The organism is Sedimentitalea sp. XS_ASV28, from assembly GCF_041224545.1.
Taxonomy (GTDB): Bacteria; Pseudomonadota; Alphaproteobacteria; order Rhodobacterales; family Rhodobacteraceae; genus Sedimentitalea.
Map to the genome: position 1 here is coordinate 1 of NZ_JBGFGP010000125.1, position 12,335 is coordinate 12,335.

Genomic DNA, 12,335 nt, shown 5'->3' on the forward strand with positions numbered 1-12,335 from the left:
CCGAAAATCGTCGACTGGTACATGGACGGAAAGATCGAGATCGACCCCATGATCACCCACAAGATGGGCCTCGAGGACATCAACAAGGGCTTCGACCTCATGCACGAGGGAAAATCAATCAGAGCCGTCGTCGAGTTTTGAGGAAAGCACCATGAAGGTCGTTTCGGAAAACAGATGTTTCGGAGGTGCCCAGACCGTCTGTGCGCATCGCTCTGACAGTTGCGGGACCGAAATGACCTTTGCGATCTACCTGCCGCCGCAGGCCGAGAGCGCTCGGGTTCCCGTCCTGTGGTATCTGTCGGGTCTGACCTGCACCCATGAGAACGCCATGACCAAGGGCGGGTTTCAGGCCCATGCGGCCAGACACGGCGTCGCGCTGGTTTTCCCGGATACGTCGCCGCGGGGCGCCGGTGTCGCCGATGACCAGGCCTATGATCTGGGTCAGGGTGCGGGGTTCTACGTCAATGCCACGCGCGATCCCTGGCGCGCGAATTACCAGATGTATGATTACGTGCTGTCGGAACTGCGCGGCATCGTCACCGACAATTTTCCCGTCATCGACCGCCACGGCATCACCGGGCATTCCATGGGCGGTCACGGCGCGCTGACCCTGGCACTGCGCAACCCGGAGCTGTTTGACTCGGTTTCCGCATTTGCCCCCATTGCCAATCCGACCCGGTCTGACTGGGGGCGCAAGCAACTGAGCGAATATCTTGGCGACGACGAATCCACATGGTCGTGCCACGATTCCTCGATCCTTCTGGAAGAACATGGCTGGAAAGGCGATATCCTGATCGATCAGGGGGCCGATGACCAGTTTTTCGACCTGCTCCGCCCGGAAGCGCTGGCGCAGGTGATGGCCAGACGGCGACAATCCGGCCTGTTCCGCATGCAGGCGGGATATGACCACAGCTATTACTTCGTTTCGACCTTTGCGGGCGAGCATGTCGATTGGCACGCTACCCGGTTGAACAAGGCAACAAGCGGCCCCGGCTGATGCGGCATGGGCATGGCGGTCACGCCGGCGCCCACGCAGATCCGAGGCCATTGATCCAGGACCGCCCCGCCAGACGGCGGCGCGCAAGCGAACAGAGGAGGTACCGACACAGACAGTTTTCGTCCCGGTAGGAGGTGGATACGACAAGGAACCGGGAGAATTCCGCATGACGCGCAGCTTTTGGGTTCGCCACTGTCGCGCGGCAGCATGCGGACATCATCATCAAGGGAGTTGAATATGAAGAAGCTATTCGCTTTGGCATCGACCATCGCGCTTTGCACCGCCACCCTGGCCAGTGCAAACGATGGGCTGGTGGCCGAAATCGACAATCCAAATCATTGGGCGATCCAGACCGGCGACTACAAGAACCAGCGCTACTCGACACTGGACGAAATCAACAAGGACAACGTGGGCGACCTTCAGGTCGCGTGGACCTTCTCGACCGGCGTTCTGCGCGGTCACGAAGGCTCGCCGCTGGTGATCGGCGACATGATGTACCTGCACACGCCGTTCCCCAACATCGTCTACGCGCTCGACCTTGCCAATGAAGGCCGGATCAAGTGGAAATACGAACCCAAGCAAGACCCGGATGTCATCCCGGTCATGTGCTGTGACACTGTGAACCGCGGCGTCGCCTATGCAGAGGGCAAGATCTTCCTGCACCAGGCCGATACCACGGTTGTTGCACTGAATGCCGAAACCGGCGAAGTCGAATGGTCCGTCGTCAACGGCGATCCGGCCAAGGGCGAAACCAACACCGCCACCGTTCTGCCGGTCAAGGACAAGGTGATCGTCGGGATCTCCGGCGGTGAATTCGGCGTGCGCGGTTCTGTCACCGCCTACAATATCGCCGATGGCTCGCTGGCCTGGCGCGCCTATTCGATGGGCCCGGACGAAGACATCCTCGTCGATCCCGAGAAGACCACCCATCTGGGCAAACCGGTGGGCGCGGATTCCGGCACCAACACCTGGGAAGGTGATCAGTGGATGATCGGCGGCGGCACCACCTGGGGCTGGTACTCGGCGGATCTCGAAGAGAACCTGATGTATTACGGCACCGGCAACCCGTCGACATGGAACCCGGCGCAGCGCCCGGGCGACAACCGCTGGTCGATGACCATCATGGCGCGTGACATCGACACCGGCGTCGCCAAATGGTTCTACCAGATGACCCCGCATGACGAATGGGACTATGACGGCATCAACGAGATGATCCTGACGGAACAGGAGATTGACGGCGAAACCCGCAAGCTGCTGACCCATTTCGACCGCAACGGCCTTGCCTATACGATGGATCGTGTTTCCGGCGAATTGCTGGTGGCGGAAAAGTATGACCCCGTCGTCAACTGGACAACCGGCGTCGACATGGATCCGTCCAGTGACACCTATGGCCGTCCCGCCGTCGTGGCGCAGTATTCCACCGAGCAGAACGGCGAGGACGTGAACTCGACCGGCATCTGTCCGGCGGCTCTGGGCACCAAGGACCAGCAACCCGCTGCCTACAGCCCCAAAACCCAGCTGATGTACGTGCCGACCAACCATGTCTGCATGGACTATGAACCGTTCCGCGTCAGCTATGCGGCCGGTCAGCCCTATGTCGGCGCGACCCTGGCAATGTACCCTGCCCCCGACAGCCATGGCGGCATGGGCAATTTCATCGCCTGGGACAATATCGCCGGTGAAATCAAGTGGTCCCTGCCCGAGCAGTTCTCGGTCTGGTCCGGTGCCCTGGCGACCGCCGGCGACATCGTGTTCTACGGCACGCTTGAAGGGTATCTCAAGGCGGTCGATGCGGAAACCGGCGAAGAACTCTACCGCTTCCGCACCCCGTCGGGGATCATCGGCAACGTGATGACCTACACGCATCAGGGCAAGCAGTATATCGGCATCCTCTCGGGCGTCGGCGGCTGGGCCGGGATCGGTCTCGCCGCGGGCCTGACCAACCCGAATGATGGTCTCGGTGCCGTGGGCGGATACGCCGCGCTCAGCGACTACACCGCACTCGGCGGTCAGCTGACCGTGTTCGCACTGCCCGACTGATCGACCGACATGAAACATGGCTGGCGCAGTTGCCTCGGCGATTGCGCCAGCCGCCAGTTTCTATGGGGAATAAAATGAGAATCGCTAAACGTTTCATCGCTACAGGCCTGATAACAGCACTCCCGCTCGCGGCGGCCGCCGCAAACTGGAGTGACCAGCCGGTGGACCCGGCAGACGACCATCCGGAAGTACCCGTCGCCTACGAAGAGGGCGGCCGCTATTACACCGATGACGACATTCCGACCTTCAACATCGCCGACGACGGAACGGTCGACTGGCTGACATTCTCGGGCTTCCGGCGCTACCATGCCGAATGCCATGTCTGTCACGGCCCCGACGGTGAAGGGTCGACCTACGCCCCCAAGATCAAGAATTCCGCCGTCCAGATGGGATATTACGACTTCTACGACGTGGTGGTGAATGGCCGCACCGTGGGCAATTCGGTGATGCCCCATTTCGGCGCAAACCCCAACGTGATGTGTTATCTCGACGACATCTATGTCTATCTCAAGGCCCGCGGGATGGACGCGATTCCCCGCGGGCGTCCGGGCAAGAAAGAGGCCAAGTCCGACTCCATCCGCGAGGCCGAAGATGCCTGCATGGGCTGACCGGCTCACCGCCGTCGCCGTTGTGATGGCGGGGCTGGCCCTCTCCGGGATGGCCACGGCACAGACCTCGGATCTGGTGTCGAAAACCGCGCTGCGCGTCTGCGCCGATCCGGCCAACTATCCCATGTCGGCGCAGGACGGCACCGGCTTCGAAAACAAGCTGGCCGACCTGATCGCCGATCGCCTGGGGGTACCGGTGCAATACACCTGGTACCCGATGGCAACCGGCTTTGTCCGCAACACCCTGCGCGCCAACCGGTGCGACATCGTCATGGGGTATGCGCAGGGCCACGAACTGGTGCTTAACACCAATCATTATTATACCTCCTCCTATACGCTGGTGGTGCCGGCGGATGGCCCGCTATCGGGCGTCACGACGCTGTCCGATCCCGCCCTGCGGGACAAGGTCATCGGCATTATCGCCGGCAGCCCGCCAGCAACCCACATGGCCCGCAACGGGCTGATGCTCAAAGCCCGCGCCTACAACCTCGTCGTCGATCGCCGCCACGAATCCCCGGCGATCGACATGCTCGACGATCTTGCTGCCGATACCACCGATGCCGCGATCCTCTGGGGCCCGCTCGCCGGACCGCTGGTGAAACAGCAATACCCGGGTCTCAAGGTCATCCCCCTCACACAAGAGACGCTGCCGCCCCGCCTGTTCTTCCGGATCACAATGGGCGTGCGTCAGGGTGAAAAAGTGTGGCAACGAAAGCTGAACTCACTGATCCGCCGCAACCAGTCCGAGATCAACGCCCTGCTCGACACCGCAGGTGTGCCGCTGCTCAACGACATGGGCACCGATATGCTGGACCCGTCAAAATGATCCGAAGCGCGGCGCTCTTCATGCTGCTGCTCGCGCCGCTCGCCGCCACGGCTCAGGTTGCCGAGCCCGACAGCTACCGTATGGACAACTATCGCGCCCCGGTCCCGTCCACGCTGACGGGCGCCACGGTCGTCGACACCGAAACCGCCCACACCCTGTGGCGCAGGGGCGATGTCGCGTTCATCGACGTGCTGCCCCGCCCGCCAAAACCCGCGAACCTGCCCGAAGGTACCATCTGGCGGGAAAAACCGCGCCATTCGATCCCCGGTTCGATGTGGCTGCCCAATGTCGGCTACGGTGGCATCGCCCAGGCAACCGATCGCTATTTCCGTGCCGGACTCGATGCGGCGACCGGGGGAAACACCGCTCACCCGCTTCTGTTCTTCTGCCTGCAAGAGTGCTGGATGTCGTGGAACGCCGCCAAACGGGCGCTCGAATATGGCTATGATACCGTCTACTGGATGCCCGACGGCACCGATGGCTGGGTCTTCTTCGATTACCCGACCGAAGAAATCCAGCCGCACCCCTGAGCCGGCCCCTTCATCTTTGTCGCAATACTCCGGGGAGTTTGAGGGGCAGCGCCCCTCATCCGCCGATCTGTCGCTCAATACCCCGCCAGGGATTTATGCGCGGTGCTGACCGTGCCATCCGTATCGGTCATCGTGACATCGATGCTTTGCGTCCCCGACGGCACCGACAGGCTCACCCGCGGGTTTTCCGACAACGAGATACTGCCGGTCATCTCGACATATCCCGCCCCGTCGAGATCGACCTCGATGGTCTCCACATAACGCATTGGAATGAACAGCAGCGATATCTGATCCATCTGCATGCCCGAATGGCTGGGATGGCTGATATCCACATCCACCTGCCGTTCGCGCAACGCAAGATCCAGCGATGTCCCGGCGCCGGTCACGCGATCAATTCCGATGCTGATCTCTCCCAGCGTCGCCAGCGCCTCGTCGGGGTTGGTCCCGGGCGGGGCGGCACAGGCGCCCTGCCCCGAGGTTTTCACGTAACGCCCGACGACGAACAATCGCCCGTCCGTGGTCTCGGCAACCACGTGCAGCGGCGTCGGCCCATTGATCCGCATCGTCGTCTGGAAATAGAACCGTGGCAGGGGACGCTCAAAGCTGAACACCGCCGACACCGGCATCGGGTTCTCGTCCAGAACCAGTGTCACCTTGCCCAGCATCGCGCCGCGCGGTGCCTCGACCTGCGCCGAAATCAGCGTACGCGCGTCGTCGGAACTGCGATAGGGGCTGTCGATCGCGATGAACTCCGACCCGTCCTGCAGCGGGCGCTCGCCGAAAATACTGGTGGCAAGATCGCGCCAGCCCGGCGCATCGAGCGACCATGCGGGCGCGGTCATGCACAAACACGCCAGAGCCGCAATCAACGCATGTTTCATTGTCCCTCTCCGCCCATGACAAACCGGCCGAACGCGCGTGGCCCGTCGCCGGTTCCAATCTCGCCGATCACCTCCAGCAGGGTCGCATCGATCACGCTGACCGAGTTCGAGAACCAGTTCGCCACGACAATACGGGTCGCATCGCCCGTGTTGTCGATACCCTCAGGGTATTCGCCCACATCGATCGTGGCAACCGGTGCCAGCGTGGCGAGATCAAGCACGCTCACCGTATCGGCGTACTGGTTGCTGACGAAGGCACGCCCCGCCGCAAAGGCGACCCCATAGGGCCGCGCCCCCACCGGAACCGTCGCGATCACATCACCTGCCACGGCGTCGACCACGGACACGTCATCAGACCCGACATTGCCCACGAACAATCGTCCGTCCGGCGCGAAGGCCAGACCAAAGGGCCGCGATCCGACCGGCACCCGATGCACGCGAGTCAGCTTCTCAAGATCAAAGATCGATACCGCGTCCGCGTCCCGTTCGGCACAGGCAAGCCACCGGCCGTCCGGCGAAACGGCCAGCCCGGCAGGTGCGCTTCCGGTCTGCAATGAGGCGATCTGCGCAAGCGTGTCCCCATGCAGCACCCGGACACGCGCATTGTACCAGTCCGATACGAACACATGCCCCCGTGTACGGTCCAGCGCAATGCCCATGGGGCCACCGTCGAGTGTGATCTCGGCAAGCACCCTGTCGGTTGCCGCATCGAAGCGGCGCACTGTCTTGCTGTCGGGAGACACCGTATAATAGCCGCCACGCCCATCGACGACGATACCCGCCGGCTTGCCCGCGACCGGCACGCGCCGGAGTTCGGTGCCGGTTTCCAGGTCAAGCACGCTGACGTCGTCGCTGTTCTGGTTTGTCACATATGCAAAATCCCCCGCTGCCACGACCGTGGCAACGAGGGACGGGAGAACCCAAAGGGTCAGCTGCCTAATTGCTGCTGCCAAACCGGGCCGCCAGGGCATCGAGACCTGCCTGATAGATACCGGTGACGGCGGCAATCGCGGCCTCGTCGTTCAGTTCGGGCGGCGGATCGTTGTTCGGGTATCCGCGATAGAACGCGCCACGCCATTCGATCTTTGACCCGCCGCTGTCCAGCGGGATCACCGTCAGGTGCGACGAGTAGTTGGTCACCGGCAGGACCTCGACCAGCACATCGGTGATGCGGTAGGAATAGCTCATCTTCTCGGCGCTGTACTTGTAGAGCACTTCCGAAATCGTCGACCCGCCCTCTTCGCCCAGCGTCAGAACGCGGGTGGCATCGATCTCGTTGCCGCCTTCGCCGCTGGTCGAATGCACCGCCGGATGCCAGCTCATGTCCTGAAAATTGCCGATCACATCCCAGACCTCTGCCGGGCTGGCGGCGACATCGGTGCTCAGCGAGATCTTTTGCCGGGTTGGTCCATGGGCCAGCGCCATGGCCGGGATCAGAACCCCGATCAGCACCGCCAGGAATTTCAGATAGCGCATGTGTTTCTCGTACCTCCTGTTGCGCGGGCTTGCCGCTGTGACCGCCTGTCCCGGCATCGCGCGCCGGTTGCCCGACAGGCGTTGCGGGTTCATGGTAATTTCCCGCCCCGTTCCCGCAATGAGCCAAAAGTATCGGTTGGGCTGGATCAATCATCTGGCAGAATGATCCAACAATCGGCAGGATGACGAAAAGGGGGATCGGTTTGCGTTACCTGACAACTCTGCTGGCGTGCGTCTTGTTGCTCGGCGCATCCAAGGGATATGCGGTCGATGTCCGGACCGTCGTCTTCCGCATCGATTATCCACAGGCCGCCCCGATATCGCGCTTTGATCTGTTGCCGGACAATATCGGCTTTGCCGGAGCCCTGCTCGCCACCGAAGACAACGCAACCACCGGCGGATTTCTCGGACACAGCTATACGCTCGAAAACATCGCCACCCCACCCGAGGAGGCGGATGCCGCCTTTGATGCGGTGCTTGCGCGGGATTTCGATATTCTGGTGATCATGGCGCAGGCCGGAGACCTGCTGCGGCTGGCGGACAAGGCCGGGCCGGATCGGCTCGTGATAAACGCCCTCGCACGCGACACGGCCCTGCGCGATGACCAGTGCCGCGGCAATCTGCTGCACGTGGCGCCCTCGGATGCGATGATGGCAGACGCCGTGACGCAATTTACCACCTGGAAGAAATGGCCGCGCTGGTACCTGATCCAGGGCTCCAACCCGGCAGATCGGTCTCTGGGCGATGCCTATCGCCGCTCGGCGGAGAAATTCGGTGCCAGCATCGTCGAAGAGCGGGAATTCGAAGATACCGGCGGTTCCCGGCGGACCGATACCGGTCACGTTCTGGTGCAACGTCAGCTTCCGGTATTCACGCAGGGCGCGCGCGACCATGACGTGGTGATCGCCGCCGACGCCTCGGACGTCTTTGCGCCCTACCTGCCATTTCATCTGTGGGATCCGCGCCCCGTCATGGGGTCTGCGGGATTGCGCCCGGTGACGTTCCACGCAGCGCACGAGGCCTGGGGCGCGACCCAGTTCCAGCGCCGCTTTGAAAAGCTGACGGGCAGGTATGTCCGCGAAGAGGATTACCAGACATGGCTTGCCCTGCGGGTCGTCGGCGAGGCCGTGACGCGGACCGGCACCGCCGACACCGCACGCCTGCGCGACTATGTGCTGGGCGACAGTTTCGAATTGGCAGCGTTCAAGGGACAGAAGGTCACGTTCCGCCCGTGGAACGGACAGCTGCGACAACCCGTCCTGCTCTATGACGGGCGCATCACCGTCAGCGTTTCACCGCAGGAAGGGTATCTGCACCAGACTTCGCCGCTGGATACGCTCGGACTTGACGCACCCGAAACCGCCTGCACCGCTTTCAACTGATACGGGAGACCCAGGGATGAAGCTTGTTCTCACCACTTGCCTTGCCGCACTGATCGCTACCGGCGCGGCCGCCAACACTGTCTTTGTCAGCAACGAAAAGGGCAACACCGTCACCGTCATCGACAGTGACACATGGGAGGTCGTCACCGAATTTCCCGCCGGAAACCGCCCACGCGGCATCACCATCAGCCCGGATGGCGCGCTGCTCTATGTCTGTGCATCCGATGACGACACGGTTCGGGTATTCGATACCACCACGTTCGAAGAGCTCTATAGCCTGCCCTCCGGTCCTGACCCCGAGCTGTTCGTGCTGCATCCATCTGGAAATCCGCTCTATATCGCCAACGAGGACGACAACCTCGTCACCGTCGTCGATACCGAGAGCCACACCGTTCTCGCAGAGGTCCCCGTCGGCGTCGAACCCGAAGGCATGGGCATTAGCCCGGATGCGCGATTTGTGGTGAACACCTCGGAAACCACCAACATGGCGCATTTCATCGATACCTCGGATTACGAGATCAAGCACAACATCCTTGTCGATCAGCGGCCCCGTTATGCACAATACACGGCGGATGGCAGCAAACTGTATGTCACTTCCGAAATCGGTGGAACGGTCAGCGTCATCGACATCGCGGCCGATGGGGCGCCGACCCTGCGCAAGAAGATCGGTTTCGACGTGCCCGGTGTGCTGCCGGAATGGCTGCAACCGGTGGGGGCCAAGATCACCTCCGATGGCAAATGGCTGTTTGTCGCGCTTGGACCGGCCAACCGGATCGCGGTCGTGAATGCCGAGACCGACGAGGTGGTGGACTATATCATCGTTGGCCAGCGGGTCTGGCAACTGGCGTTTACGCCCGACGAGAAATACCTGATTACCACCAATGGCAATTCCAACGACGTGACGATCATCGACGTCGAAACGCAAAAGGCTGTGAAATCGGTGCAGGTCGGCGAACAGCCCTGGGGTGTGGCCGTTACGCCGGACCGGGATGGATGAAGCGCCAGCTCGTGCTGGCCTGGCAATGACCGGCCCTTGATTCCTTAAAGAGGTGCGTCTGGCGTCACAGCCAATCGCGCAGGATCGGGATCAACGGAATATCGGCGGGGGGCATGGGATAATCCCGAAGTTTCGCCGGCCGCACCCATGCCAGTTCCTGCCCTTCGACGGATCGCGGAATTCCTTCCCACTTGCGGCAGGCAAACAGCGGCATGAGAAGGTGGAAATCGTCATAGCTGTGGCTCGCGAAAGTCAGCGGCGCAAGGCACGAGGCCCAGGTGTTGATCCCCAGCTCTTCCTCAAGCTCGCGGATCAAAGCCGCCTCGGGGGTTTCTCCCGGCTCAACCTTGCCGCCGGGAAATTCCCACAACCCGGCCATCGACTTGCCTTCGGGACGCTGTCCCAGCAACACCCGGCCATCGACATCGATCAACGCAACCGCAGATACCAGAACGGTTTTCACGAGCGGTAATCCGCGTTGATCTCGATATAGCCGTGCGTCAGGTCGCAGGTCCACACGGTCGCCGTTCCTTTGCCAAGGCCGAGATCGACCGCGATCGAAAGCGACTGACCCTTCATATGCGCCGCGGCGTCCGCTTCGCGATAATCCGGACTGACCCAGCCGTTTTCGGCGACGAGCGTGTCGCCAAACCGGATGCTCAGCAGGTCGCGGTCGGCGGCGGCACCGGATTTCCCGATGGCCATGACCACCCTGCCCCAGTTCGGATCCTCGCCCGCAATCGCCGTTTTGACCAAGGGCGAATTGGCGATAGCCATGCCGTGCACCTTGGCATCGGCATCCGAGGCCGCACCGGTCACACGGATTTCGACGAACTTTGTCGCGCCCTCTCCGTCCCGGACGACCTGATGCGCAAGATCGAGCATCACCCCGTGAAGCGCCGCCCTGAAGTCGGCGCTGTCGGCTGCGTTCACACCGGAAGCGCCGGTGGCGCAGAGCATCAGGCTGTCGCTGGTCGAGGTATCGCTGTCCACGGTGATACAGTTGAAAGTCTGCTCGGTCAGGTCCGACAACATGGCCTGAAGATGCGGCTGATCGACCACCGCGTCGGTAAAGATGTAGACCAGCATCGTCGCCATGTCCGGCGCGATCATGCCCGAGCCCTTGGCGATCCCGGCGATGGTGACTGTCTCGCCCGCGATCTCGACCTGCGCGCAGGCCCCCTTGGCAAAGGTATCGGTCGTCATGATCGCCTTTGCCGCATCCCCGATGCCGCCGGCATCAAGCCCGTCCTTCAACTCGGCCAGCTTGTCGATGATCCGCGCATGTGGCAGCGGCTCACCGATCACGCCGGTCGATGCGGTAAACACGCGTTCGGTCGCCACACCGCTGGCGCGCGCCACGGCGTCCGCAATCTCCTGTACCGAAGTCTGACCGAAATGTCCGGTGAACGCGTTGGAATTGCCCGAATTCACCAGGATCGCGGCAGGTCCCTCGGGCGCCCCGCCGAGCTTGGCCTGGCAATCGAGAACCGGGGCCGAACGTGTCGCCGACCGGGTAAACACCCCGGCAACGGAGGTGCCGGGGTCGAGGAGCGCCAACATCACATCCGTGCGCCCCTGATAGCGCACGCCCGCCTCGGCGGTCGCGAACCGGACACCGCGAACGATCGGCAAATCCGGAAAATGCTCGGGCGCAAGCGGAGACCGAGAGGTGATCTTTGCCATGGGATCAGTTACCGATCAGCCCGAGATCCTTGATCATCTCGGGTTTCAGGCCCTCGATGACCGGGCGCTCGATATTGGCCTTGCTGGTCAGTTCCTCGATCCGGTCCTCAAGCGCGTTCTGGCGCAGTTCCGCCAGAAGCTCATTGGCCACGGCTTCGAGTTCGGGCGCTTCCTTGTCGCGCTTGTCATTCAGGATGATCACATGCCAGCCGAATTGGGTCTGAATCGGCTCGGACACCTGCCCGACCTCGAGCGCACTCACCGCCTCCTGGAATTCCGGCACCATCTGGCCATCGCTGAACCAGCCAAGTTCACCGCCGTTCGGACCCGACGGGCCAGTCGATTTTGCCTTGGCGGTTTCGGCGAAATCCGCACCGCCATCCAGTTCGGCCTTGACCGCGTCGGCATCCTCTTTGCTTTCGACCAGAATATGCGAAGCGTTGAACTCGGTCCCCCCTGTTCCGTCGGCGTATTTCGCATCATAGGCGGCACGAAGTTCTTCTTCGCTGCCGACATCGGCCATCGCTGTCTCGATCGCATCCGCCGCAAGCAGGGATCTGCGCTCGTTCTCAAGCGAGAGTTCCACGGCCACCGGCACATCCCCATCGCGGGATTGCACGAGCGCGGTTTGCTGGATCAACTGATCCAGAACGGCGTTGTAAAGAACATCGGCCGGAACCTGCCGATATTGCTCCGGCAACGTCGCGCCCGCCATGATCACATGTCCCAATGTGATTTCTTCACCATTGACGCTCGCGACAACGGTTTCCGCATTCGGACCCGAGTCGGCCAGTGCGGCGGTCGATATCGCGGCGCTCAGGGCCAGAACCGGCAGAAATGTGAGATGTTTGGGCATGAAATCTTCCTATTCATGGGCCACGGCGGGGCGTGGCGTTGACACTGTTTCACCCG

General features: G+C 62.1%; 13 protein-coding genes and 1 pseudogene. 8 read left to right on the top strand and 6 right to left on the bottom strand.

All coding sequences use genetic code 11. The features are described from left to right. From AB9K34_RS09860 to AB9K34_RS09885, 6 genes and pseudogenes are all read left to right on the top strand, one after another. Positions 1-141 (top strand): annotated as a pseudogene (locus AB9K34_RS09860) (S-(hydroxymethyl)glutathione dehydrogenase); the annotation flags it as partial. 10 nt (positions 142-151) lie between these two features. After that, the gene (gene fghA, locus AB9K34_RS09865; RefSeq protein WP_369954253.1) at positions 152-997 is read left to right on the top strand and encodes an S-formylglutathione hydrolase; all 846 of its coding nucleotides are present in this window, start codon (positions 152-154) and stop codon (positions 995-997) included. Positions 998-1,234: 237 nt separating this feature from the next. Beyond that, positions 1,235-3,037 carry a methanol/ethanol family PQQ-dependent dehydrogenase gene (locus AB9K34_RS09870; protein ID WP_369954254.1) on the top strand — a complete coding sequence of 601 codons (1,803 nt, stop codon included), beginning with the start codon at positions 1,235-1,237 and terminating at the stop codon, positions 3,035-3,037. Between the two features lie 74 nt (positions 3,038-3,111). Next, positions 3,112-3,645 carry a c-type cytochrome, methanol metabolism-related gene (locus tag AB9K34_RS09875; protein ID WP_369954255.1) on the top strand — a complete coding sequence of 178 codons (534 nt, stop codon included), beginning with the start codon at positions 3,112-3,114 and terminating at the stop codon, positions 3,643-3,645. Between the two features lie 25 nt (positions 3,646-3,670). Then, positions 3,671-4,471 carry a substrate-binding domain-containing protein gene (locus AB9K34_RS09880; protein WP_369954256.1) on the top strand — a complete coding sequence of 267 codons (801 nt, stop codon included), beginning with the start codon at positions 3,671-3,673 and terminating at the stop codon, positions 4,469-4,471. Continuing rightward, positions 4,468-5,001, top strand: a complete 534-nt coding sequence (locus AB9K34_RS09885; protein ID WP_369954257.1) for a PQQ-dependent catabolism-associated CXXCW motif protein — start codon at positions 4,468-4,470, stop codon at positions 4,999-5,001. The genes AB9K34_RS09880 and AB9K34_RS09885 overlap by 4 nt, the downstream gene beginning before the upstream one ends. A gap of 74 nt (positions 5,002-5,075) precedes the next feature. On the opposite strand, the gene AB9K34_RS09890 is transcribed toward AB9K34_RS09885, so the two are convergent. The 3 genes from AB9K34_RS09890 to AB9K34_RS09900 form a co-directional block, all read right to left on the bottom strand. Continuing rightward, complete coding sequence (locus tag AB9K34_RS09890) at positions 5,076-5,882, bottom strand: quinoprotein dehydrogenase-associated SoxYZ-like carrier (RefSeq protein ID WP_369954258.1); 807 nt, start codon at positions 5,880-5,882, stop codon at positions 5,076-5,078. Further along, positions 5,879-6,751 carry a cytochrome D1 domain-containing protein gene (locus tag AB9K34_RS09895; RefSeq protein ID WP_369954259.1) on the bottom strand — a complete coding sequence of 291 codons (873 nt, stop codon included), beginning with the start codon at positions 6,749-6,751 and terminating at the stop codon, positions 5,879-5,881. The genes AB9K34_RS09890 and AB9K34_RS09895 overlap by 4 nt, the downstream gene beginning before the upstream one ends. A gap of 67 nt (positions 6,752-6,818) precedes the next feature. Then, positions 6,819-7,358, bottom strand: coding sequence for an SRPBCC family protein (locus tag AB9K34_RS09900; protein WP_369954333.1), 540 nt, complete (start codon positions 7,356-7,358; stop codon positions 6,819-6,821). A gap of 203 nt (positions 7,359-7,561) precedes the next feature. On the opposite strand from AB9K34_RS09900, the gene AB9K34_RS09905 reads away from it, so the two are divergent. Together AB9K34_RS09905 and AB9K34_RS09910 are read left to right on the top strand one after the other, a co-directional pair. Beyond that, positions 7,562-8,740, top strand: coding sequence for an ABC transporter substrate-binding protein (locus AB9K34_RS09905; protein ID WP_369954260.1), 1,179 nt, complete (start codon positions 7,562-7,564; stop codon positions 8,738-8,740). 16 nt (positions 8,741-8,756) lie between these two features. After that, complete coding sequence (locus AB9K34_RS09910; RefSeq protein ID WP_369954261.1) at positions 8,757-9,737, top strand: YVTN family beta-propeller repeat protein; 981 nt, start codon at positions 8,757-8,759, stop codon at positions 9,735-9,737. Between the two features lie 64 nt (positions 9,738-9,801). Here AB9K34_RS09910 and AB9K34_RS09915 read toward each other — a convergent pair whose 3' ends face one another. Genes AB9K34_RS09915 through AB9K34_RS09925 form a run of 3 tightly spaced genes read right to left on the bottom strand, consistent with a single transcriptional unit; the run spans position 9,802 to position 12,279 of the window. Then, positions 9,802-10,200, bottom strand: coding sequence for a (deoxy)nucleoside triphosphate pyrophosphohydrolase (locus tag AB9K34_RS09915; protein WP_369954262.1), 399 nt, complete (start codon positions 10,198-10,200; stop codon positions 9,802-9,804). Then, positions 10,197-11,423, bottom strand: a complete 1,227-nt coding sequence (argJ, locus tag AB9K34_RS09920; RefSeq protein WP_369954263.1) for a bifunctional glutamate N-acetyltransferase/amino-acid acetyltransferase ArgJ — start codon at positions 11,421-11,423, stop codon at positions 10,197-10,199. The genes AB9K34_RS09915 and argJ overlap by 4 nt, the downstream gene beginning before the upstream one ends. A gap of 4 nt (positions 11,424-11,427) precedes the next feature. Beyond that, positions 11,428-12,279 carry a peptidylprolyl isomerase gene (locus tag AB9K34_RS09925; RefSeq protein WP_369954264.1) on the bottom strand — a complete coding sequence of 284 codons (852 nt, stop codon included), beginning with the start codon at positions 12,277-12,279 and terminating at the stop codon, positions 11,428-11,430. Between the last annotated feature and the right edge of the window lie 56 nt (positions 12,280-12,335).

What these genes read in the sequence shown, in the direction of transcription:
- AB9K34_RS09885 (WP_369954257.1), top strand. Translation starts at nt 4,468, where the DNA reads ATGATCCGAAGCGCGGCGCTCTTCATGCTGCTGCTCGCGCCGCTCGCC.
- AB9K34_RS09870 (WP_369954254.1), top strand. Translation starts at nt 1,235, where the DNA reads ATGAAGAAGCTATTCGCTTTGGCATCGACCATCGCGCTTTGCACCGCC.
- AB9K34_RS09875 (WP_369954255.1), top strand. Translation starts at nt 3,112, where the DNA reads ATGAGAATCGCTAAACGTTTCATCGCTACAGGCCTGATAACAGCACTC.
- AB9K34_RS09910 (WP_369954261.1), top strand. Translation starts at nt 8,757, where the DNA reads ATGAAGCTTGTTCTCACCACTTGCCTTGCCGCACTGATCGCTACCGGC.
- AB9K34_RS09925 (WP_369954264.1), bottom strand. Translation starts at nt 12,279, where the DNA reads ATGCCCAAACATCTCACATTTCTGCCGGTTCTGGCCCTGAGCGCCGCG.
- AB9K34_RS09880 (WP_369954256.1), top strand. Translation starts at nt 3,671, where the DNA reads ATGGCGGGGCTGGCCCTCTCCGGGATGGCCACGGCACAGACCTCGGAT.
- fghA (WP_369954253.1), top strand. Translation starts at nt 152, where the DNA reads ATGAAGGTCGTTTCGGAAAACAGATGTTTCGGAGGTGCCCAGACCGTC.
- argJ (WP_369954263.1), bottom strand. Translation starts at nt 11,423, where the DNA reads ATGGCAAAGATCACCTCTCGGTCTCCGCTTGCGCCCGAGCATTTTCCG.
- AB9K34_RS09900 (WP_369954333.1), bottom strand. Translation starts at nt 7,358, where the DNA reads ATGCGCTATCTGAAATTCCTGGCGGTGCTGATCGGGGTTCTGATCCCG.
- AB9K34_RS09890 (WP_369954258.1), bottom strand. Translation starts at nt 5,882, where the DNA reads ATGAAACATGCGTTGATTGCGGCTCTGGCGTGTTTGTGCATGACCGCG.